Here is a 23,960-nt window from a genome sequence, read left to right as displayed (position 1 = left end):
CACAAGTTCCTATGTTGTCTTCGGCACAAGTCCTATATCTTCTAACGGAAATAGGTAAGATGCATGCAGACGAGAATTTTGTGCTAAAAAACTCTTACCATTGTTCGTTTTTAGACTCAAATCTTGAATATAAACGTCAAACTTACAATCTAATTAGAGGGATATTTACACCTTTTGTAAATGACTACCTTGTAGGGTACGAAATTCTCAACTGCAATTTTTATGTCAAACCACCTCATACAGGTGAGTTTCAAATTCATCAAAACTGGCCAGCTATCTCTGATATTAATGACACTACAGTGACTATTTGGTGTCCACTAGTAGATGTTATTGAATCAAACGGTGCTATTCAGGTTGTTGAGGGTAGTCACAAAATTCTGCCCCATATTGAAGCACCAAATAGTCCCGCCTATTTTATCAATTTCCAAGAGGCACTGATTGAGAAATATCTCAAACCATTTCCAATGAAAGCAGGAGAAGCGATCATTTTTGATGATGGACTCATTCACTGGTCTCGCCAGAATGATTCAGATCAGTCTCGCATTGCGATTCAAATACTCTGTATTCCTAGTGATGCTACGCCAACTTTCTTTTTTAAAGAAAATGAACAGAGGTTTGAGTTGATCTATGCAGATAGTGAGTTTTTTCTCAACAGTAATTTCATGGACTTGTATAGTCGCCAACCTCATTGGAAGAGTATCGGCTATCTCAAAAATCAGAATCGCATGATTACTGAGGAGGAATTTGCAAATCTCCTCAAGAATGCTGATGAAATCAGGAATAAAATCTATTCTTAGAAATAAACCGAAAGTTATTAATTCTATACTCAAAAATACTTACTGATACATCTTACCTATTGTGTGAGAAGGGTAAATACTGAGCAACATTCCCTTTTTAAACAGGATGTTGTAGTTTAGTGTGAAAATATATGGGTAGTTAAATTAGGGTGAATAGCTAGTTTTGATATGGTCAATATCTATTTTTAGAGAAAATAAGAGTCTTTATGTGTGGTATCACTGGCATTCTTCAATTCCAAGAAAAAGCTAATCGCGAAGACATTCAATTAATGACAAATTCCCTTAGTCATCGTGGACCAGATGGCGATGGGATCTGGATCAATGGACAAGTAGGTATTGGTCATCGGCGATTAGTGATTATTGATTTAGATACAGGACAGCAACCACTTTGTAATGAAGATGAGACTATATGGATAACATTTAATGGAGAAATTTATAACTATCAAGAACTAAGACAACAGTTAGTTAGTAAAGGTCATAGATTTAAAACCAACTCTGATACAGAAGTAATTGTACATAGTTATGAAGAATGGGGAGATTCTTGTGTCCAAAGATTTCGCGGAATGTTTGCTTTTGGCATTGTTGACTTGAATCATCAAAAAGTTTTCATTGCTCGCGATCAATTAGGAATTAAGCCTTTATATTATATTTTTACCGACACTTTTTTTGCCTTCGCTTCAGAAATCCAAGCTTTACGTCAACTTTCAACTAACTTAGATATAGATTTACAAGCAGTTGATCAATATCTTTGGTTAAAATATATTCCTGCTCCAAAAACTATATTTCAACAGATAAAAAAATTACTTCCCGCTCATTATATTAGTGTTACCTTTGGCGGTACTATTTCTGAAAGCAAGCAATATTGGCATTTGGACTTCAAGCCAAATAAAACTAAAAATGAAGCAGATTGGTTAGAAGAATTTGACTTTGTTTTCAAGGAATCAGTCAAAGCACATTTGGTGTCTGATGTTCCGTTTGGAGCATTTCTCTCAGGAGGTGTTGATTCAAGCGCAATAGTTGCGTATATGAGTCAATTACTAGAACAACCTGTTAAAACCTTCAGTATTGGTTTTGAGGAAAATGAGTTTAACGAACTGCAATATGCGGAAATTGTAACTAAAATCTGGAAAACAGAACACCATACAGAAATTGTTAAGCTGGAAGCCCTGGAAGAGCTTTTGCCTAAATTAATTAAACATTATGGCGAGCCGTTTGGTGACAGTTCAGCAATCCCGACATACTATGTCAGTAAAATGGCGCGTCAACAAGTGACAATGGTTTTATCAGGGGATGGAGGCGATGAATTTTTTGCTGGTTATAATAATTATCTTGATTGGTTATATTGGTTACATAAATACCAAGAAAAAAAGCCCAGATGGGAACGATTAACTGATCCTTTTAGTCGTTTTTGGAAACGAGATCACTATCCGTATCGTATTCCTGACTTGCAAACTTGGTTTAGGCATATAACTCAAATGTCTTCTGGCGATCGTCTGGAATTATGGAGAAGAGAACATGATGGTATAGTTAATCAGCCGATAGAGATTTTTGAAGATGAATACAAGAAAGTTCGTAATTATGATTGGAATCAAAAAGCTCAATATTTAGACATCAAAAACTATATGCCATCTTGTATTTTGACAAAGGTAGATATAGCCAGTATGATGAACGGACTGGAAGTGAGAACACCAATTGTTGATACCAAAGTATTTGAGTTTGCAGCAAGTATTCCTGAGTCTCTTAACATTGCCAAAAACTCTCAAGGAAATTGGGAAGGAAAGTTGCTTTTTAAAAAATTACTGAGTCGCTATTATCCTCAAGACTTTTTACATCGTCGGAAGATGGGATTTAATCCTCCTATTGAGAAATATTTATCTGCTCAAGGCAATTATAGAAAAGCATTAGAGGCGCGGTTTCTAGATTCTGGATGTAAACTATATCAATATTTCCGTCCAAAAACAATTCAAAAAATGATTGAACAAGAACAAACTAATTCACTTTGGTTACTCCTTGTTTTAGATGAATGGCTTAATCAAAATATCTAATATTCATAGATTAGTTATGGAAAATTCTAAATCAGTTTTAACAATTGTTCTAGTAACAAGTGAGTATGTTACTGAAGATTTTTTTGATGCCGGACTATCTAACTATGTTCATAGAGTTGCATTAGGTTTAAAAAAACTTGGACATAGACCGATTGTTTTTGTCCTCTCCCACGAAAATGAGGATGTATTTATCCATAAAGGCATTGAAGTACATAGATTTAGAGTTTACACTGGGACATTTTTTGAAATATTTAAGGCTAGGAAGTATAATGATTCTCTATTTAGATTTTGGAATTGGATAACTTTTGGAAAACTGTATCACTCTACCATCCAAGTTTTAATGAGTTGGCAATTAAGAGAGAAGCTCAAAAAAATTGAACATCCCATATCTCTTGTTCAATATCCAAATTGTGCAGCCCTTGGATTATTTCGTCTAAAAAATGTCCCTAAAGTAACTCGCATTTCTGGATATTTGCCTCAATGGAATGATGCCTATGGATTAAAAAGAACACTAGATATTTGGTTAATGGAAAAGCAAGAAGATTTGGTTAATAAACTATCAGATGCTTTATTTTGTCCTAGCAAACTCAATGCAAGAACAATAGAAAAGATTGTTAGAAAAAATGTAAGGGTTATCGAAACACCGTTTATTATTGAGACTGAATCACTAAATTATAGTATTTACGAGGAGTATTTAGAAGATAAACAATATCTACTATTCTTTGGAACAATTGGAATAGTCAAGGGATGCGGATTAATTGCAGAAATAATTTATTCTTTATTAGCTTTTAAGGATGATTTGTACTTTGTCTTTGTTGGCAGGGATAAAGGCTATTTAGGATTTCAGGGACAAAGTACGATGGATAAAATCAGGGAAAATGCAGCAGAAAATAAGGACAGAGTAATTCATTTTGACAGGTTAACTCACGATTATCTTTATCCTATTGTTGCTAATGCTTATGCTGTGGTTTTACCATCTAGAATAGATAATTTTCCTAATACCTGTATTGAGGCTATGGGACATAAACGAATTGTTATTGCTACAAATGGCACAAGTTTTGAACAATTAATCGAACATGGAGTAAGTGGTTTTTTGTGCGAAAAAGATAACTCTCAAGATCTGTTAAGAGTTATAAAGGAAGTGTTAAACTTAACCGAAGAAAAAAGATTGGAAATAGGGGAAAAAGCATATCAGAGAATACAGGATTTACAACCAGAAAAGGTTATTAATCAGCTTGTTGATTTTTACAGACAAACTAGCAATGATTTTCATTCCAAACGTAACTAATCAGGTCAGGACTTACGCAACTGTCACAAGCAATGGCGCGGTTACACCGCGCCGTGCGCCTAAACAACTACGCGATAAACATAGGAACAGCCGGACGTTTTAGTTGCTGAACTAAATAATTAGATAGCAATCCATGCTTAATTTGATAAATTGTTTTACCAGTTCTATAAGCTAAATCTTTGAGCCGAAGCCAGACTAAAATAGCGCAGGCAATATGATTTCTTTGAATAGGACCCTTACGGCATTGACATGATTCGATACCAGTCAATTGCTTTAATTCTCTATGAAACTCCTCAACCTTCCATCGAACTTTACACACTTTTTGTACAACGTCCGTAGAATCTTGAGATAAATCATTTGTAGCGATAAAATCCGTTCTGTCGGTCGAGACAGTTATCCGGAAGAGTTTCACTTTTTTAGCTTGAGGGAACTTTTTTATTTTAATTATTTTACCTGATTTCAACTCCTCTTCATTCCAAGATAACAATTCAATTCTTTTATAATCTTCAAGACAAGTCGTATCATCGATGATATCTTTAACATTATCCCAAAGCAAACGTGGTGTTAACTTTTCATTCTTAAGATAGTGGTTGATTTTATCGTGACTAATCTGCTCTAAATGCTCTGCCAAATTTGTGAGAGTATAATTAATCTGACTACTTAACAAGTACTGGCAATAGTTAAGTTTAGTAAATTTCATAAAATACAAGATTTATTTTATGCATCCTCAACTAATTTTCTCATGATTTGAAGAATATTTAACACAGCTGATTACTGTTACTAATTTCCGCAATACCTTCTGAGTACGCCATTTCTTTATAGTACATAAATACTATTGATTAGCGATCGCCCTGTGCCAGTTGCGTAAGTCCTGATTCTAACTGAAGCAGGACTAGCTGACTTATCAGTGTCTGGAAATCGAGCTTGAAAAACCCTCTGTCCTCCAGTTAGTTTGGAAAGTACCCCTGTGACGAGGGAACAAAAATTGCCTTGAAAAACCGACTCAAAAAAATTTAATGAACGACAGGCTCTATCTAAATAGGCCTCTAGATTATTTTCCATTAGTGAAGAGCCAATTACAGAGCCAAAGTCTGTTTCTATATACAGGTCAGTCCCCTTGAGTTGTTCTGAGAATTTTTGAAACTGGATCTGGAGTTTCTTTAGTTCGTTTGCATCAAATATCCCTGAAATGACGACTCCATCAAGCTTCTCTTCCCGCATATCTTTCAGAAAATTTCCAGATGGAGGAAGCTGATCAAAAGAAAGTTCTAAAAAATTGTATAAGCCTTTATTAATAAATTCAGCCATATTTTTCTTCTATCCTATAAAGTGGTACTAGCTACAAAAAATTTTACTCGTAATTATAGCAAAATAAACTTTATTTTTTATTGTCTTGGAAAAATGAATCTTATAAGTCGCCATAAATATCCCCTGATCGCATTTGCCTATTACAGCAAGAAGAATGATATTGGAGGTGTCACAACTTGGCTGGAAAGATTATTATTGGGTATGCATAAGGATAGTATACCTATCGCAGTCTATCTTATAAAATATGATTCAGATGGAGAAGATTCAACTCTACTGCATAATTTACGAGAGGCTGGAATATCTGTTGATATCGCTGTGGAATCAACCTACATAGAAGAAGATGTATCTTGTATTCTATCCTTTCTTAACCGCCATCAACCCCAAGTATTCTTGCCTCAGTGTATAGAATCTATGTATTACGCTGCACGTATCGCAGCAAAGCGTGGATTGCCTTGGGCTATGACCGTCCATTCTGACGATCCTGTTTATTGGACTTTTGCTCAAAAAATCGCTCCAGAAGCGAATAATGGTTTGATGGTGGGTGTATCAGATTACATCTGTAAAAAAGCTGTTCAGAAAGGGGTGGCTAATCAGCCTAAAACAATTCCTTGTGGAGTACCCATTTTTGAAAATGCCGCTTCTTTTTCTGATTCTCCATTTCGAGTTGTCTATTGTGGGCGAGTTATGGAAGAACAAAAAAGAATTTCCTTGGTTTTAGAAGCGATGTGTCAAGCCTGTTGCCTTGATCCACGGATTGAATGTTGGATAATTGGTGATGGTGATGAAATGACGATATCTCGTGATTTGGTCAATGAGCGTGGATTAAGCGATCGCATTATTTTCTTAGGCCTTATAGAATCATCCACAGTTCAATCCAAACTTGCTTTATGTCAAGCCATATTATTAATGTCCGATTATGAAGGTTTACCAGTTGCATTACTCGAAGCGATGGCGATCGGAGTCGTCCCTATAGTTCGTTTAATTCCTAGTGGTATTCCTGAACTCGTTAAACACAATGAATCTGGACTATTGGTGGATGATACGCCCGAACAGGCTGCCGAGGGTGTTGTTCACTTAGTCAATCATCCTGACCTTTGGTTGAAATATTCTAATGCATCTAAATCATTAGTAGCTGAGAACTATAGTGAAGAAATTTGTTACCAACGTTGGCTGAATGTAATTTCCGAACTTAGCGATCGCTCTACGATTAATTATCCGATGAAAATCCCCAAAAGAATTTCCATACCACCAGTAGATCCAATCTTAGTGGGACGCGCTCAACGGAGAAGACCTTCAATTATGGATCAAGTCAGAGCAAAATCACATCAAATTATGATGTTTATACTTGTGTTTATAATTAATTTTCGTTATTTTTTTATGGAATTTGGATTTAGCTTAGGCAGGAAGATTTTACCAAAATCGTTTCGTGAGCAATTGTGGAACAAATATAGCAGGTTTTTTATTTCTTCAGAAAGGGAGGATAAATAAGTCAAAAAACCGTGCGAAAAAACTTCTAAAAAATGTAATACCCCTTGATTAATAGACTCAGCGATACTATCCTTCTTCTGTCCCAGAAAATCTTAGCAAAATGAATTTTATAAATCGCCATAAATATCCCCTCATCGCATTTGCTCACTACAGCAAAAAGAATGATATTGGTGGAGTCACAACTTGGCTGCAAAGATTGTTATTGCGTATGCATAGTGACAATATACCTATTGTGGTTTACCTACTACATAGTGATGCAGATGTGGAAGAGTCAACTCTACTGCATATTTTACGAGAGGCTGGAATATCTGTTGATATTGATATGCAATCACCTTACATAGAAGAAGATGTGTCTAGTATTTTAGCTTTTTTCAACCGCCATCAACCTCAAATATTCTTCCCTCAGTGCCTTGAATCTACATATCATACCGCAGGTATGGCAGGACAGTATGGATTACCTTGGGCTATGACCATTCATTCTGACGATCCAGTTTACTGGGCGTTTGCTGAAACAGTTGTGCCAGAAGCCAATAATGGTTGGATGGTGGGTGTCTCAGATTACATCTGCAAAAAAGCTGTTCAGAAAGGGTTAGCTAATCAGCCTAAAAGTATTCCCTACGGAGTATCTATATTTGAAAATGCCGCTTCATTTTCTGATTCTCCATTTCGAGTTGTCTTCTGTGGGAGAGTTGTAGAAGAACAAAAAAGAATTTCCTTGGTTTTGGCAGCGATGTCTCAAGCCTGTTGCCTTGATCCACGAATTGAATGTTGGATAATAGGCAATGGCGATGAAATGACGATATCTCGTGATTGGGTAAACGAACATGGATTAGGCGATCGCATTATTTTCTTAGGTCGCTTAGAATCTTCCGCAGTTCAATCTAAACTTGCTCTATGTCAAACCATATTATTAATGTCTGATTATGAAGGTTTACCAGTTGCGTTACTTGAAGCAATGGCGATGGGAGTCGTTCCTATAGTTCGGTCAATTCCTAGTGGTATTCCTGAACTGGTTAAAAATAATGAATCTGGACTATTAGTGGATGATACTCCTGAACAGGCTGCCAATGCTATTGTTCGCTTACTCAATCATCCTCAACTTTGGTTGAAATGTTCTACAACATCTCAATCATTAATAGCTGAAAACTATAGTGAAGAAATCAGCTACCAGCGTTGGCTGAATGTAATTTCCGAACTTAGCGATCGCTCTACGATTACTTATCCCATTGCCATCCCCAAAAGAATTTCTGTACCACCAGCACATCCAAGCTTAGTAGGACGCGCTCAGAAACGAAAGCCTAATATTATAGTAACCTTGCTTTTTCTAGCGATCACGAAAAACCAAAGTTTAGTACACAATTGTTTTAAGGTTGGTAGGAAAGTTTTACCAAAATCATTTTGCCATCAATTATGGATAAAATATGGTAAGTTTTTTAGTTGAGATCGGTAAGATGTAGATTTTGAATTGCTATAGCTAGTCTATGAGAGCTAAATCATTCTGTTCATAAGCTTATACACTTCATATTTGAATTGGCACATCACTTTGGCATAATTGCACTAACTTATCGGCAAATATCCGCTCTGGATAGGGTGGAATTAGCTTGCGAATAGATATAAATGCTTCCTTACCGATATTTTCCCATTCATAGCGGCGTTGCCAAGCTCGCTCTAATACTTTATCAATTTCTTGAAAAGAGGCACCTGAAGCAATAAAGCCAGTTATATCATCTTCTACAACTTCTGAAACACCGCCTACATCCGTCACAATTCCCATTCTGCCACACATCATTGCTTCTACTAAGGCGATCGCCAATCCTTCAGCACGGGAAGGCATAATTAAGGCATGATGATCATGCCAAATATCGACAATATTCTCTACAAATCCAGGGAAACTCACATTTTTAAGCTCCAAGAGATTTGCCATATCTATTAGAGCTTCACGATCAACTCCATTACCAAAAAAAGAAATATGTAAATCTCTATTTTTCCACTTTTCCTGTGCTAGAACGCTTAACAAAATATCTTGTCCCTTATCTAAAATCCACAAGCGACCAACGCAAGCAATTTTAAAAACATCATTTTCTGTTTGGGGATAACGTAATGGCTGGGAAATATCTACTCGATATGGATTTTTAATAACTTCAGCATTCGTCAACTTATACCCAATTTGAGCTTGTGTTAAGAATAAATTATGTTGAGAAACAAAAAAGGAAGCCTTAGCTTGTCTATGCATATCCTGCATCATTCGCCGTCTTCTACCATGAACCCAAACTGAGTCTGAAGCTTTTTGACTAATAATTATATATGGCAAATCGAATTGTATACAAAGTTTGGCGATTTCTGCACCATCAAAATTCTCGCCTTGAGAAATTACAAATAGAGTTGAATTTCGTTTTTTTGTAAACCAACTACTTATTTTGAGATAAAAAACTTTTAAATTTATTAAAAAAGGAATGTTTTTTTCTAGAAAAAAACTAAATTTCCGCAGAAAAAGAATCAAAATATGAATATCTCTAACTTTGATCCCATCTGCTCTTAGTTGCTTTATCCGATTATCATTCCTGACGCTGTTCTTAAAAGAAGCAACTTTAAAACCATGACTGCTTAAATATCTAGCTGTTTCCGACCATAGTTCCTCACTTCCACCCCAATATTCACAGCAAGAGCTAATAAAAATGAATGTTAATGACTTTTGCGATTTCTCAATGACTATTCGATTTTCAGTAAAAGCTTCTAACATAGCGCACCTTCTTTCTCTGAACATATAGTTTGATACAACCTGAGAAAATTATCTAAATATACGTCTTGACTATATTCAGTTTTTGCTATTTCTCTACCTTTTATACCCATTTGTTCTGCTAGTTCTCGATTCTGTAGTAACCGCAGCAAAGCAGAAGCTAAAGCTTGAGAATTTTCAGGTGGTACAAGCAATCCTGTTTGATCATTTTTAACGATCTCAGCTAAACCACCAATCTCACTGGCGATAACAGCAGTCCCTCGCATCATTGCTTCAATAGCAACTAAACCAAATGGTTCCGCCCAAATCGACGGAATCACCTGCACCCAAGCAGTAGAGAATAGTTTCTCCATGTCCGATCGCGATATTAAACCAAGCATCAAGACGTTATCACTAAGATTTAAGTCTATGATTTGTTTCTGTAAAAATTCTCGTTCAGGACCATCACCGACAAGTAATAAACGTGCTTCTGGAATTGCATTTACCACTAATGAAAAAGCTTTTAACAACACCGCAGATCCCTTTTCTTTCACTAGTCGAGATGCAAAAGCTACTGTTGGGGGGAATGATAGGGGAGGATGTTGGGGCTGAATTTGTGTGCCAAGATAAACTATCTCTACAGAATTAATTCCTAGCTCCATCAAATTTTGCTTCACAGCTTTACTGAGGGCTACAAACAAATCAAAGGAGTTATACCAGCGTTGCCACAACTTCATTTGCAACATTAATGGCAACCAATCCCATATAGGCAAACAATTATTCCAGTAACAGGCTACACCCATTTTCACTTGGCAAGTTATTCCATTCGGAAGCAATTTAGTCCCAATAGGACAAGTAGACCTATACCAAACAGCATAATAAATACTTGGAAATTTTTTTAGAAGAGGAAGTATTAAGGGTGAAAGTTGAGTCAAGAACATTGTTACATGAACTACATCGGGCTGAAATTCAGCCAAGACTCGCTTTAATTTCCAAAAAGCCCAAAAGTTAGCTGTTTGTAATAGAGTGCGAAACCTAGATAATGTTCCAAAACAGTGATAGTCAGCTTGGCTCTCAGCGTTCATGGGACGGGCAGAACTGGCAAATAGCCGTGCATCATGACCGCGCGATCGCAATCCATCTCTAAGTGCAATAGTCAGAATTTCAGCCCCTCCTGTCGGGGTAGCATAATCAGTAATTAACAAAATTTTCATGAATATTTTCTATGTGATGGAAAACTAAAAATTCTGCAATTTTGTGTTAAGAAATCCCAAAACATTAGCTAATTGGGATATAAATAATAAGCCAGAAATTAAAACTTTAGATAGTATCTGGTATTTTGTCATCAATGGGTAAGCTAGTAGCTGTAAATAAAAGCGCAACGGTTCAACTTTCATTGAGGTTTCATTACGCTGTGACCGAATCTGATGAAAGTGAAATGCACCACAACCATAATTAAAATGTTGTTGCCAAAATCTTGGTAAATTGAGATTATGGGAATGGTAGATTATGGCTTGAGGAACATAATATAAGGAATATCCAGAAAATAACCAGCGATCGCAAAATTCCCTATCCTCCGCCGCAGCTAAGGGAAAATTAAGATCAAATTGCCCTACTTGATTAAATAATTCCCTAGAAACAGCAAAATTATTAGAAGCGAAAAACTCAGCTTGAGAAGAATTTAGATTGTAATAATCGTAGATGTAATCAATGAGTAATTGACTGGCTGTGGAGTATGGGTTGTCTGGCAAGGCGTTGATGGTTTTTCCTCCTAAGAGGGCATTTGGTATTTTAGAGAAGGTATTTTCCAGGGCTGAGAGCCAATTGGGATCGAGGGTACAGTCATCATCAGTAAATCCTAAATATTTCCCTTTTGCCAGATTAGCACCTGTATTTCTAGCACTTGCTGGACCGGCGTTAGTTTGGGAAATTAAGGTGAGATTTAGCTGATTTTGGAACGGTTTAACTATCGTATCTAAAGAGATTTTACTACCATCATCCACAACTATCACCTCAAAGCGGTTATGAGGATAATCTAGATTAGCTAGAGACTGCAAGCAATTTGTTAATGGCTGTGGACGATTGTAGGTAGGAATAATAATTGAGAATAAAATCTGATTTTCTAACATTGAATACACTTGGCTAGATTGGGAAATAGTAATTTTGAGGAGCAATCAAAAATATTCTCTCGATTACTAGGATTATTCAAAAGATATCAGCCTGTTGTATTAGGTGATAGAGAATTTTGCTCTGTAAAGTTGGCCAACTGGCTCAGGGAGCAAGAAGTAGAGTTTTGTTTGAGATTGAAAAAGAATGAATTTATTCAAAATGAAGATGAAATTTGGCACTCCCTTGATAGCTTAGGTTTAAAACCGGGTGTTTCTTTATTTTTACAAAATATCAAGGTTACAAAAGCTCAGAAGATTGCAGGTTTCAACCTAGCTGGTAAATGGCAGCGCGAACTGAAAGGATGGTCAACAGAAGAAGGGTGGTTTATCTTAACAAATTTAACCGACCTTACCTCGGCTATCAATGCTTATAAAAAACGTTTTGATATTGAGCGGAGTCGGAGACACTCCGCCTCCGAGAAATGTTTCGAGACTTTAAAAGTGGTGGCTACAAATTAGAAGATACAAATGTTTCCGGTGAACGCTTGATATCGATGATTTTAATAATATCTTTTGCTTATAGTATGTCCACCTTTCAAGGGCAAAAAATTAAGCGTATTGGTGTACAAAAATATATTGGTAGAGTCAAAGAATATGGACGAGTGACCAGGAGACATAGCAGTTTTTATGTCGGTTTATATAGTCAAACCTGGGTAAGTTTCATAGATAATTGTTGGTGTATTGTTCAAAAATTAATGAGATTAAACCGTAATAAGATTGAGTATTATTTACAAGGTATGAGGGCTATGGAGCTTATTCTATCTACGTTTTAGCTTTCATGTAGCCCCCTTAGAAAGACAAGAGGAGGACAGTTCATCTGGTAAATGCCTGAAAATTTAGGTTACCATCTAATGCCATTCCCTAGAATGAAATAGCCCTGCCAATTACCCATTACCAATTCCCAATTCTTTAAATTGTTTTTGGCAAATCAGAAGATAAAGCAAAGCACCAATCCAAATTGTACTTTGAATGATTTTCGCGAATGGTAAATCCGTAAATTTCGCGGGAAGTGATAAACTCAATAAAACTAAGGTTAATATCAAAATATTTGATCTATTTGGCTTATTAAAAGTCAAATTAATTACTGCTAATAACAAAAAAACTAACATGACATTATCATAAATTAAATGATAAGTCCATAATCTACCGATAACAGAAGCAATGGCAAAGAAAAACAGTAAAGAATTATCCTTAAATAAATAAAATATGCCTATAATTATAGCAGTAGCAACTATGGCTAATAATACTGTTGCTATAGCTGGGTTAATGCCAAAATTTAAAAGAACATTGATTCCTGAATATCCACTACTAACATAATATTTGGAAACTTTAATCATTTTCTCAATCATATAAATAGGAGAAACTTGGACAAGCATTCCTATGATTGAACTAGCAATAATAATATAGAGACAGCAAGCAAATGCCGCATTAATTCTTTTTTTAATAACTAAAGTAAAAAAATAAAGTGCAGAAATACTAGGTTTGAGTAAAGCTAAACCTAAAAACAACCCTGCGGAAAAATTATGATTTTTCTTCAATAGCCAAAACATCTCTATTAATAAAGCATTAATAATGATGCCATATTGTCCCAGACCAAGAGTAGTAGAATGACTGCTAATAGATAAACAAGCAACTACTGTAAACCAGGCTTTTAATTTTCCATAGGGTTTGCCAATTTGATAAGCAAAAATAGCTAGGATAACTAAGGATATAATATTGAGCAAAGCATGATACCAGCGCGTTAATTCAAAGGAAATGGGCGGAAAAAATATCAAGCCTGAGAAAAAAGCCCAAGGTGGATATCCCCCTGATGTTATCGCTCCAATTTTGGGATCTATAAAAGGCGAACCTTGGATAATATCATAAGGATATAAACCGCGATAAATATATTGCTGTTCTTGCCAACGAGAATATAAGTCTCCTGCACCAATTTCATCTATCATTAAGTAATAAAAGCCTCTAGTTAAATATGCTAAACAGAGTAAACTGAAGATTAGGGAAAGACAAAAGATAATTTTTGGAGGAGTGAGCTTTTTTAAAACAACTACGATTGATTGTTTATTCATTTTTGGAATTGAAAATATAGTACAAAATAACTATTTTTTCAGCCAGAGGCAATGGCTAAAAAAACAATTGGGTCGAAGAGTGAAGTATAAATACTCAATCAAAGAGAGAGATTGCCTGACAACGAACGGGGGAAATCCAGTTCATATTTAATGTTTGTATTTTCCACTTTTCAGTTCCCAATCAACCATAGCTAATAGTATAGCGATCGCTCTCATCCCAGCCTGGAGAAATCACGAAACTGTATAATAAATGAAATCGACCCTGCTAGCGATCGCCTAAATCAGACCATGACAGCCCTACAAGGTCACCCGGCAAATGCCTTACCCCCGATTACCTGGCAGAAACTACCTGCTGATTTTCCTTTGCCCGATGAACCTGTGGAAAGTAACCTGCAACCCCTGCTAGCCGCCGCCCTGCGAGAATCCCTAGAATTAGCAGGTTTGATTCTCGAATCGATGTTGATTGCCTCTAATTTTGGTCTGTGTGCCACCGTCGGCGACAAAACTATCGTCAAAGCTCCCGATTGGGTTTACGTCTCATCAGTTCACCCCCTACCTTCAGGAGAAATTCGCCGTAGCTACACTCCCCATGCAGAAGGAGAAAAGCCAGCCTTAGTCATGGAATTTATCTCCGCCACAGAAGGAGGAGAATACTCGATTAATCCCCACTATCCCTATGGCAAGTGGTACTTTTATGAACAGATTTTAAGAATTCCTATTTACGTAATTTTTCACCCTCAAATCGCGGTATTAGAAGCCTACTTCTTGGTGGAGGGTAAGTATAAACAACAATCCCCAGATGAAAACGGACGCTTTTGGATAGAAGCCTTGGGCTTATTTTTGGGCGTGTGGATGGGGAGAAAAGCAGAATTAGAAAGTTATTGGCTACGCTGGTGGGATAAATCAGGAAATTTACTGTTTTGGGGAAGTGAATTATTAGAACAAGAACGCCAACGTGCAAAGCAAGAACGCCAAGGTGCCGAACAAGCAGAACAAAAAGCTGCTAGATTAGCACAAAGACTTCGAGAAATGGGCATTAATCCTGAAGAATTATAGCTTTTTTCTCATCATGAAACGGTTGCATCGACAACTCAAAAAATATGGGATATTAACCTTAGTAACTATTGTCCTGGCATTGTTGAGCTTCATTCCTCTAAGAATTGCGATCGCCTATCACAAGATACCCCAACTACAAGCTATCCTGGTACTCGGTGGTGGCGAAAACAGAGAATAATTCGCTGCCCAGGTTGCCAAATTTCATCCAGCCCTAAAAATTTGGGTTTCTTCTGGCAGCCATCCCCACAAATCACGAGCAATTTTTCAAGCCGCAGGTATTGCAGATAGCCGCGTTTACCTCGATTACCGTGCTACGGATACTGTAACTAACTTTACTACCTTAGTAAGGGTTTTCCAGCAACAGCAGCTCCAACACATATTTCTAATTACTTCCGATTTTTACATGCCCACAGCCAAGGCGATCGCTACCCTTATTCTTGGTAGTCGAGGCATTGCCTTCACTCCTCGCGCCGTACCATCGAACCAAACTCAAGAATCCCTCCTGCATATTATTCGTGATATTGCTCGCTCCCTCCTCTGGATCGTCACAGGTCATACAGGAGCCAGCCTTGAACCTACTCTTGTTTACCCACCCCATGCGTCTAGATCAATACACAGTCGGTAATTACACTCCAGGCGCGCACCTTACTGGAAGCAACTTCTTTGGTATTTCGTTGGGTCGTGGAGTACGGGTAAAGATTCTGCTATCTCTATGTGAGATTTGGACATTACTGGTAGGTTCAGACCCAAAGATAGGAATAATCAGGTACAACAGCAAGACGATAATGGCAAACAGCTTGTAAAACAGTAATATTCCTGGGAAGCGATCGCTCAAAATCTTACCTCTGTTTATCATCCGATTATCGAAACAAAACTTTTACCAGAATATCTTGTAGACTCAAGTGCAAAAACGTAGATTTATTAGCCATTGATTTTATAGAACCTGAGAAATTTAAACTCGCCAACGTAAAAAAAGAGGCTTTTAGCTCTAGTAGCGTTGATTCTTATAATCCTACTTTTCATTCCAGCACGGGCAGGTTGGTACTACGCTTTCCAGCGATCGCTACCCTTGTTCTTGGTGGTAGATATCAATCCCTCACTATCTTGAAAAGTTGAGAGCGCTGGTTTGTGGCGCTCTAACTTTTAGCTGATTGAATTCTTGTTTAACCTACCTTGCTTACCCACCATATGCGTCTAGATCAATATACTATTGACAACTATACTCCAGGCACAACATACTGGAAGCAACTTTTTTGGTATTTTGTTGGGTCGCCCTTAGTTGAAAGTTATTGGCTACCATTTTCAGCTTTTAAGATTTGGATACTCCGCAGTTTTGGAGCTAAAATCGGTCAAGGTGTCCGCATTAAACCGGGAGTGCGGGTAAAGTTTCCCTGGCGATTAAACATTGGTGATTTTGTTTGGATTGGAGAAGATACGTGGATAGATAACCTTGCTCTTATCACCATCGAAAAGCATGTTTGTCTATCTCAAGGGGTTTACCCTTCCTTGTCAGGCAATCCCCTCCAGTACATTGAGTATTTATACCTAACTGATGGAGTCAATTATTTTTTTAGCGATGCCTGCGGCGGGCTGCGCCTACGCCTCTCTCTGAAAAACTAATTGTTTTGTACTACATTTTTAATTTCAAAATGAGGATTAATACCCTATTTATTTCAAAATGAGAATTGCTGCTTGCGCACTATAATCATTTATTGACAAATCAGTGGTTTTGTGCAATGGTATGGCAGGTAGTGGGCTCCGATGTAAGCATTGGTATAAAAAAGTGCTATAAACCCTAGATTTAAGGCAGTATTAGGCAGAAATGAATTTGTCAACAGAGCTATCAATTTCGATAATCATTCCGGTTCATAATGGTGGTGATAGTTTCCGCCAGTGTTTGTCAAGTATTAGCGCGTCTATCTCCAAGCCCACGGAAATTATTGTGGTGGCTGATGGGGATACAGATAACTCTTGGCAAGTAGCAGCGGAATGGGGAGCGAAGGTAATTAGAGTCGAGGAGAAAGGTGGTCCAGCACAAGCCAGAAATTTAGGTGCGGCTGCGGCTCAAGGAGATATTCTTTTTTTTGTGGATGCTGATGTGGTGATCGCACCCGATACAATAAATCGGGTAAGATTGGCTTTTGAAAAAGATGCAAATCTAGGGGCTGTGATTGGTTCCTATGATGATGCTCCCGGAGCCAGTAATTTTCTTTCTCAATACAAAAATCTTTTTCATCATTATACCCATCAAACTGCTAAGGAAGACGCTTTCACTTTCTGGGGTGCTTGTGGTGGGATTCGCCGTGATATCTTTTTGGCTATGGGGGGCTTTGATGAAAGTTATCGTCGTCCTTGTGTGGAAGATATTGAGTTAGGCTATTGGCTCAAAACAGCAGGTTACAAAATTCGACTTGACAAGGCTTTGCAAGTAAAACATTTGAAACGGTGGGGTATAGTTGCTCTGGTCAAAGCGGATGTGTGCGATCGCGCTTTACCTTGGACTAAATTAATACTCCGTGAAAGACAGATGCGTTCTGATTTGAATCTTGGGTGGTCAAGTCGGCTGAGTGTGGTTTTAGTTTACTCTTTGCTAGTGAGTTTAGTTGCTTGTTGGTGGCTAAATCCACTATTTTATGTAGCTATGATTATTACTTTATTACTTCTAATTATCAACTTCTCAGTTTACAGCTTTTTTCTCCAAAAACGTGGTTTTATATTTACTTTGATGGTTTGTCCTTGGCACTGGTTTTATTATTTTTACAGTGGTTTAGCTTTTGTTATTGGTATATTTTTATTTCAAACTTCTCGAAAAAAATGTATAAAAGAACAATTGCTTATGACAATGCTTAGGAACGTGAATTTAATAAGATCCAATTTTTGCATCGAGGCTTGGCAATACCAAAGTCTTAAAGCAGAGAGATTGTGTAGGTTATTTAATCCACGAGCCTTATGATATAGCAGTTCTAAATGATTTGTGAAATCTCGCACATATGCTGTTGACCGTTAAGACTCAACAGCCAGCACTGATATTTTTTACACCTGAAATAGGATTCCTATAAGATGCTCCCATTAATAATAACTATGACAAGGGAAAACAAGTGAACAATAATTGTAGTGTACTCATTATCGGTGCTGGACCTGCGGGTTTAACAGCCGCTCATGAGCTAATTAATCAAGGTATTCAGCCGATTGTATTAGAACAAGCTGACCGGGTGGGGGGAATATCTCGCACAGAAACTTATAAAGGCTATCGTTTCGATATTGGCGGTCATAGATTTTACACCAAAATTGGAGAAGTTCAGCAACTTTGGGTAGAAATATTGGGGAATAAATTACTAAAAGTTACTCGTTTATCTCGTATTTATTACAATGGTAAGTTTTTTAACTATCCTTTGGAAATAAGTAACGCTTTATCTAATCTGGGATTTGTTAACAGCTTGCTAATATTATTTAGTTATTTGCAAGCTAAAATCAAACTATATCCACAGGAAGAAAGTTTTGAAGAATGGGTGTGTAACCGCTTTGGTAAGCGTTTATATCAAACTTTTTTTAAAACTTATACTGAGAAAGTTTGGGGCATTTCCTGCACAGAAATTAGAGCAGATTGGGCAGCGCAACGCATTCAAGGAATGTCATTAAAAAAAGCTATATTAAATAGTTTATTTAAGAATAACCAAACCAAATCCCTGATTAAGGAATTTTACTACCCAGAACTGGGACCGGGGATGATGTGGGAGAAATGCCAAGAAATTATTACCAGTAAGGGAGGAACAGTTCATCTCAACACCAAGGTAAATCAAATTTACCATCAAAATAATCATATTCAAAAAATTAGTGTCCAACAGGAAAATCAAACTTTTTATTTACAAGCAGACTATTTTATTTTTAGTATGCCAGTGACTGCTTTGGTATTACGACTAGAACCATCAGCACCATCACCAGTTTTGCAAGCAGCACGTAGTCTCAAATATCGAGATTTTTTAATTGTTGCTTTAATAATTGATGCAGTAGATTTATTTCCCGATAACTGGATTTATATTCACAGTCCAGAGTTTAAAGTAGGACGGATTCAAAACTTCAAAAATTGGAGTCTAGCAATGGTTCCAGATAGTCTAAAAACTTGTTTGGGTATGGAATATTTTTGCTCTCAAGGTGATAATTTTGGGGCATTATCTGACAAAGAGTTGATTGATATTGCTAGTCATGAAATTGTGGATTTAGGTCTCTTGTCAAACATCAATAAAATTGAAGATGCTACAGTGATTAGGCAATTAAAAGCTTATCCGGTTTATGATGAAGAATATCGCCAAAATTTGCAAATAATTAGAAATTATTTAGAGACTTTTGATAACTTACAAACTGTTGGGAGAAACGGAATGCACCGTTATAACAACCAAGATCATTCGATGTTAACTGGCTTGTTGGCTGCCAGAAATATCCTGGGAGAGAAGAATGATTTGTGGGATGTAAATACAGAACGTTCTTATTATGAAGAGTTTACTAAAAAAGATGTAAAAAAATAAATATTCCTTTTATAATAAATATAAAAACATTCAAGCACAAAATAAGTAGTTGGTTATCAAAAGAAATAAAGCCAATTCTATTTGTAATTTCTCAAGGAGAGAATTACGATGGTGTAGAAATCGCTAAAATATGCATAAAACTCGATTTGCCATATGTAATTATCAGTCAAAAAGCATCAGACTCAGTTTGTCCTCATGGTAAAAAACGTCAAATGATGCAGGATATGTATAGACAAGCTAAGGCTTCCTTCTTTGTTTATCAACATAATTTATCCTTAACGGAAGCACAAATTGGCTATAGTTTGGCCAATGCTGAAGTTGTCAGAAATCCACATCGAGCGATAATTCCCGAACCATTACCTTACCCAAAAATAGAGGACGAGATTTTTAAAATTGCTTGTGTTGCTCGGCTCTGGATTTTAGATAAAGGACAAGATGTTTTATTAAGAGTGCTGGCTCAGGATAAGTGGCAACATCGTCATTTACACATTTATTTTTTCGGAACTGGAGTTGATCGAGATACACTGATAGACATGGCAAACTTCCTGGGACTTAAAAATGTGAGTTTTCCTGGGTTTATGGAGAATATTGTAGATATTTGGCATCATCATCACGCACTGATTATGCCTTCGCGTGCTGAAGGCTTACCCATAGCTTTAGTAGAAGCGATGATGTGTGGTAGACCAGGAATTGTCACAGATGTGGGTGGAGTTTCTGAGGTTGTAGAAGATGATATAACTGGTTTTATGGCTATAGGTGCCTCTTTTCAGGAAATTGACAAAGTTTTAGAACGAGCTTGGCAACGTCGCTATGAATGGGAAAATATCGGCAAGGAAGCATCTATATTTATTCGCCAGCTAATTCCATCCTATCCAGAGCGGATATTTGCCGATAAATTGGTGCAGTTATCTACCCTAGAGCTTAATCCTCAAATTTTGGGGGATAGAAAATGAATTTACGCCCTTCCAAATATGAAGAAAGCAATAGTGATTTGTCTCGTCCTGTAAAGATTAACAGTGCTAGAAGTCAGTTATTTTCAGTTAGAGCATTTTTGATGGGTGCATGGCTGGATTTACGCTCATCATTAGGATTTGCTAAACGGCTGTTTTTGCAAAATATAGCCCAACGTTATCGTTATTCATCTCTTGGACTGTTTTGGGCATTTGTGCCTTCAGCTTTAATAGCCATTTTATTGACATTGGGACAGCGCGATCGCATTCCGATATTAATTGGTGGGGCAGTTCCACCTCAAGTTTATGGCATCTTTGGACTAGTTATGGCACAGACGTTTCTGGAAGCATTAAATATTCAGCGCGTTTCTCTTAGCCAATACATTCACTTACTGATCAGACAAAAAATTCCGGTAGAAGGGTTAATGATAGCTGGTTTAGCAGAGTCTACCTTTGGTTTTTTGATGCGTTTTCCAGTCTTGATTGCTATTCTGTTAGTTTTTAATATTACTCCTGCTGTGACATTTCCCCTAGCGTTATTGGGTATCGCTTTACTGATTTGTTTAGGATCGGGATTGGGTTTATTATTAGCTCCCTGGAATGCTTTGAGTAAAGATTTAGAAAATGTGATGCAGTTTTTTCCTTGGGTTCTATTTCTTGCTACTCCCGTCTTTGTCGTCATCCAACCAGGAAGTTGGCTTTACTTCGTACATTTATTAAATCCTTTGACCTACATATTTGAAGCCACAAGATTTCTGGCTTATGGTGCTGGTTCAGTTAATGCTTTAGTTTTATTTCTATTAGCACCTCTAACCATACTACTGCTTTTAGGAGGCTGGTTATTTTGTCGCCTATGCTTACCTCATGTAATTGAGCGATCGCTAACTTAGATTATGGAAAAAATATTATTTGAAACAAGGCAGCTATCAAAGCGATTCTGCCGAGATCCCAAGTTAGCACTACGTTATACAATCCAAGATATTTCTTGGGAGTTTCGCCGAAAATCAGCAGGAGAAAATTTTTTACGTCAGGGTGAATTTTGGTCTGTTTACGATGTCAATTTACAACTCAAAGCTGGGGAAGTGTTAGGGTTAATTGGAGCTAATGGTGCGGGTAAAAGTACATTAATTAATTTAATTATGGGAATTTTACGCCCTACTGTAGGTGAGGTTATATGGCATACCAATCAAGTGGTAATGATGGATAACCAATCTGGATTAAATGCTGTGCAAACAGGACGAGAAAATATCTACAATAAACTTTCAATGTATGGAGTTAGCGAACAAAAAATTAAAAAGAATATCCATGAAGTTATTGACTATTCAGGTATTCAAACCTTTATTGACGCTCCTGTTGGTACATACAGTGTAGGAATGCGGCTGAGGTTAGCATTTTCTATTTATACGCAACTGCAACCAGATGTTTTTATCATAGATGAAGCTTTAGGGGGAGGAGATATTCGCTTTCAGCAGAAGTTTCAAACTTATCTTAGAGACTATATTAAACAAGGTGGAGCTATATTACTAGTTTCTCATGAAATGTTTCAAATTCAATCACTTTGTCACCGTGTCGTTCTTTTGAATCAGGGACAAGTACTTGATACTGGTAAACCTGATGAGATAATTCACGCTTACAATGAATTGATGGAGATAGAAGAAAATTCTTCAAGTCCAGTACCGCTAACTATTGAAACTGAGCAATCTTCAGAATCAACAAATGAAAATTTGATTCCAAAGGAAAAATTTAGCTCTGTCGAAATTGAGCAAGTGCAAGTAATTGCCTTGGATGGGGAGGAAATTACCCCAGGTAGTAAAGTTCAATTTCGGATAATTTGTAATTCTCAGATTGATAACTGTCCAATTTTAATCGGTTGTTCTTTGGGGCAGGGAGAATTATTCCCAATGGCTATTATGTCTGGAAAACATGGGGAAAACTATTATCAATTAAAAAGAGGACGAAATGAGTTTTGTTTCTTAGTTCATCAGCTACCACTCTTACCAGGAAAATATCAAATAAGAGTAACGATTGTAGAAAATAGCAGTTATGATATTATCGGTAGAAAAGGATATGAACAAACGCCATATTCTTTTGAAGTTAAAGGATTTAATAACATTGGGCTAAATTTTGCTAGGGCTGATAAGTGCTTATTTCATATACCTGTGGAATGTGATTAAAAACTTTAATTATTATTATTTTTAGGTGATTCCTATGAAACATAAACTTCCCTCAATTTACTTCCTGCATATTCCTAAAACGGCGGGATCATCCTTGGCTGGAATTATTCATTGCGCTTATCCAAAAGAACAGTTAAAATCACATAGCTATCTTTTAAGGAGATAATATGGGAAGAGTTTTTTCAGATGCTGATGTTGAGGCAAAATTCTGGCGAGACGGGTATGTTGTCCAACCATTGCTTGATGCGGAAGAGATTAAGGGACTCTATGACCTGCATCAGTCCACAACCTTGGATGTTCCAACTGATCACTACGCGACCCCATTTAGCTCGGATGCTTTGTACCGCGAGACCATTCGTCAGGGGATTAATGCTATTCTTCTTTCTCGGCTAAGGTTGTTGATGCCTCATTACTACCCCTGCCTTAGTAGTTATGTTGTTAAGCGGGGTAATAGCAGTCAAGGGGGCGTTCCCATCCATCAAGACTACTCAATGGTGGACTTCGAGCAGCACACGGCGGTACACATCTGGTGTCCCTTGATTGATGTTGATGAAACCAACGGTTGCCTGAAAGCTGTTGCTGGAAGCCACAAGTTCTTCAACCATATCGTTGCTGTATCTGGGAATCCGGCTCCCTACGGTCCGTTACGGAAACTGCTGGAAGAGGAATACGCGGTTCCCGTACCAATGCCAGCGGGATCTGCTTTTATTTTCGATGAAAGATTACTTCATTGTTCTAATGAAAACCATACAGACGCTCTGCGTATTGCTGTCGGCGGTGTTATGATACCAGAAGGATGCACCCCTCTTCTATATATGTGGGATAAGGACAAGCCAGAACAATTGACTGTACTGGAGGTGTCGGTGGAGTATCTGACCCAATTCAAAATTGGTGTATTAATTAAGGAACCATACCCCCAAGGAGTCAAGTTCCTTAAGACTATCTCCAATAAAGTCGTACCGCTCACGACCGATGACTTTACCTCCCTTCATCCATCGGCTGCAAAAGTGGCAGATAGTCGCGATCAATGCTCAATCTGCATTGACACTAACATCCAAATCGCCAATTCCCAGACCAGAGGCAAATCCGATCTGCATGGCTCCTCCTCTCTCAGTAACAAAAGAAACCGATGGTTTAACTACCTAATAGCGTGGCTGCAAAGATAGGAGAGGTTTTCGACATAACTGGCGACAGCAAACTATTCCTATCGATAAGCAGCTGGTGAAGATCGGGAGTTTTGCGATCGCTGGTTGCAGCAAGGTAACAAAATGATTTCTCTTCCAGAAGTTAAGCTGTTCCACATTTAACTTGCTATAACAGCATTACCTTTGTTTTTGACTTTGCGATGCCATTTAATAATTAATTCGCCTTGATTTAGCAA

The 23,960-nt window shown here is 37.3% G+C and carries 19 protein-coding genes and 3 pseudogenes; 16 read left to right on the top strand and 6 right to left on the bottom strand.

Going from position 1 to position 23,960, the window contains the following annotated elements; all coding sequences use genetic code 11:
- Positions 1–59 precede the first annotated feature (59 nt).
- The 3 genes from V7L05_RS09260 to V7L05_RS09250 all read left to right on the top strand — a co-directional run bounded on the left by V7L05_RS09260 (position 60) and on the right by V7L05_RS09250 (position 4,130).
- A complete protein-coding gene (locus V7L05_RS09260; protein ID WP_335163879.1) occupies positions 60–797 on the top strand; it encodes a phytanoyl-CoA dioxygenase family protein in 738 nt (245 codons plus the stop codon).
- A 206-nt stretch (positions 798–1,003) separates the two neighbouring features.
- Complete coding sequence (asnB, locus tag V7L05_RS09255) at positions 1,004–2,842, top strand: asparagine synthase (glutamine-hydrolyzing) (RefSeq protein ID WP_335163878.1); 1,839 nt, start codon at positions 1,004–1,006, stop codon at positions 2,840–2,842.
- A gap of 16 nt (positions 2,843–2,858) precedes the next feature.
- Positions 2,859–4,130: a glycosyltransferase family 4 protein gene (locus V7L05_RS09250; RefSeq protein WP_335163877.1), complete on the top strand. Its 1,272-nt coding sequence runs from the start codon at positions 2,859–2,861 to the stop codon at positions 4,128–4,130.
- A gap of 67 nt (positions 4,131–4,197) precedes the next feature.
- Here V7L05_RS09250 and V7L05_RS09245 read toward each other — a convergent pair.
- Together V7L05_RS09245 and V7L05_RS09240 are read right to left on the bottom strand one after the other, a co-directional pair.
- Positions 4,198–4,638 (bottom strand): annotated as a pseudogene (locus V7L05_RS09245) (transposase); the annotation flags it as partial.
- A gap of 308 nt (positions 4,639–4,946) precedes the next feature.
- Positions 4,947–5,438 carry a 2OG-Fe(II)-dependent halogenase WelO5 family protein gene (locus V7L05_RS09240; protein WP_335163875.1) on the bottom strand — a complete coding sequence of 164 codons (492 nt, stop codon included), beginning with the start codon at positions 5,436–5,438 and terminating at the stop codon, positions 4,947–4,949.
- A 93-nt stretch (positions 5,439–5,531) separates the two neighbouring features.
- On the opposite strand from V7L05_RS09240, the gene V7L05_RS09235 reads away from it, so the two are divergent.
- Both V7L05_RS09235 and V7L05_RS09230 read left to right on the top strand, forming a co-directional pair.
- Positions 5,532–6,926: a glycosyltransferase family 4 protein gene (locus V7L05_RS09235; protein WP_335163874.1), complete on the top strand. Its 1,395-nt coding sequence runs from the start codon at positions 5,532–5,534 to the stop codon at positions 6,924–6,926.
- Between the two features lie 100 nt (positions 6,927–7,026).
- A complete protein-coding gene (locus V7L05_RS09230; RefSeq protein ID WP_335163873.1) occupies positions 7,027–8,367 on the top strand; it encodes a glycosyltransferase family 4 protein in 1,341 nt (446 codons plus the stop codon).
- Between the two features lie 78 nt (positions 8,368–8,445).
- Here V7L05_RS09230 and V7L05_RS09225 read toward each other — a convergent pair whose 3' ends face one another.
- From V7L05_RS09225 to V7L05_RS09215, 3 genes are read right to left on the bottom strand one after another with little or no spacing between them, the layout of a single operon-like run.
- Positions 8,446–9,666 carry a glycosyltransferase family 4 protein gene (locus tag V7L05_RS09225; RefSeq protein WP_335163872.1) on the bottom strand — a complete coding sequence of 407 codons (1,221 nt, stop codon included), beginning with the start codon at positions 9,664–9,666 and terminating at the stop codon, positions 8,446–8,448.
- Positions 9,660–10,856 carry a glycosyltransferase family 4 protein gene (locus V7L05_RS09220; RefSeq protein WP_335163871.1) on the bottom strand — a complete coding sequence of 399 codons (1,197 nt, stop codon included), beginning with the start codon at positions 10,854–10,856 and terminating at the stop codon, positions 9,660–9,662. The genes V7L05_RS09225 and V7L05_RS09220 overlap by 7 nt, the downstream gene beginning before the upstream one ends.
- A gap of 24 nt (positions 10,857–10,880) precedes the next feature.
- Entirely contained in the window at positions 10,881–11,771 is an 891-nt protein-coding gene (locus V7L05_RS09215) for a glycosyltransferase family 2 protein (RefSeq protein ID WP_335163870.1), read from the bottom strand.
- Between the two features lie 9 nt (positions 11,772–11,780).
- Here V7L05_RS09215 and V7L05_RS09210 point away from each other — a divergent pair.
- Positions 11,781–12,583: pseudogene (locus tag V7L05_RS09210) on the top strand (IS4 family transposase); the annotation flags it as partial.
- Between the two features lie 111 nt (positions 12,584–12,694).
- Here V7L05_RS09210 and V7L05_RS09205 read toward each other — a convergent pair.
- Positions 12,695–13,876: a glycosyltransferase 87 family protein gene (locus V7L05_RS09205; protein WP_335163869.1), complete on the bottom strand. Its 1,182-nt coding sequence runs from the start codon at positions 13,874–13,876 to the stop codon at positions 12,695–12,697.
- A 288-nt stretch (positions 13,877–14,164) separates the two neighbouring features.
- On the opposite strand from V7L05_RS09205, the gene V7L05_RS09200 reads away from it, so the two are divergent.
- From V7L05_RS09200 to V7L05_RS09155, 10 genes and pseudogenes are all read left to right on the top strand, one after another.
- Complete coding sequence (locus V7L05_RS09200) at positions 14,165–14,932, top strand: Uma2 family endonuclease (RefSeq protein WP_335163868.1); 768 nt, start codon at positions 14,165–14,167, stop codon at positions 14,930–14,932.
- 13 nt (positions 14,933–14,945) lie between these two features.
- Positions 14,946–15,110, top strand: a complete 165-nt coding sequence (locus tag V7L05_RS09195) for a hypothetical protein (RefSeq protein WP_335163867.1) — start codon at positions 14,946–14,948, stop codon at positions 15,108–15,110.
- 39 nt (positions 15,111–15,149) lie between these two features.
- Entirely contained in the window at positions 15,150–15,557 is a 408-nt protein-coding gene (locus V7L05_RS09190; RefSeq protein WP_335163883.1) for a YdcF family protein, read from the top strand.
- A gap of 563 nt (positions 15,558–16,120) precedes the next feature.
- Positions 16,121–16,432 (top strand): annotated as a pseudogene (locus V7L05_RS09185) (colanic acid biosynthesis acetyltransferase WcaF); the annotation flags it as partial.
- Positions 16,433–16,754: 322 nt separating this feature from the next.
- Positions 16,755–17,885, top strand: coding sequence for a glycosyltransferase (locus tag V7L05_RS09180; RefSeq protein WP_335163866.1), 1,131 nt, complete (start codon positions 16,755–16,757; stop codon positions 17,883–17,885).
- 145 nt (positions 17,886–18,030) lie between these two features.
- Entirely contained in the window at positions 18,031–19,455 is a 1,425-nt protein-coding gene (locus tag V7L05_RS09175; RefSeq protein ID WP_335163865.1) for an NAD(P)/FAD-dependent oxidoreductase, read from the top strand.
- A 146-nt stretch (positions 19,456–19,601) separates the two neighbouring features.
- Positions 19,602–20,408 carry a glycosyltransferase gene (locus V7L05_RS09170; protein ID WP_335163864.1) on the top strand — a complete coding sequence of 269 codons (807 nt, stop codon included), beginning with the start codon at positions 19,602–19,604 and terminating at the stop codon, positions 20,406–20,408.
- A complete protein-coding gene (locus V7L05_RS09165) occupies positions 20,405–21,295 on the top strand; it encodes an ABC transporter permease (RefSeq protein ID WP_335163863.1) in 891 nt (296 codons plus the stop codon). Before V7L05_RS09170 ends, V7L05_RS09165 begins: the two co-directional genes overlap by 4 nt.
- A gap of 3 nt (positions 21,296–21,298) precedes the next feature.
- Positions 21,299–22,579 (top strand): ABC transporter ATP-binding protein, encoded by a 1,281-nt coding sequence (locus tag V7L05_RS09160; protein WP_335163862.1) that lies wholly within the window; start codon positions 21,299–21,301, stop codon positions 22,577–22,579.
- Between the two features lie 167 nt (positions 22,580–22,746).
- Positions 22,747–23,745: a phytanoyl-CoA dioxygenase family protein gene (locus V7L05_RS09155; protein WP_335163861.1), complete on the top strand. Its 999-nt coding sequence runs from the start codon at positions 22,747–22,749 to the stop codon at positions 23,743–23,745.
- Positions 23,746–23,960 lie beyond the last annotated feature (215 nt).

It is taken from the genome of Nostoc sp. (genome assembly GCF_036917755.1).
Classification (GTDB): domain Bacteria; phylum Cyanobacteriota; class Cyanobacteriia; order Cyanobacteriales; family Nostocaceae; genus Nostoc.
The sequence above is the reverse complement of the archived record's forward strand: the minus strand, read 5'-3'. Positions and strand labels throughout refer to the sequence as shown.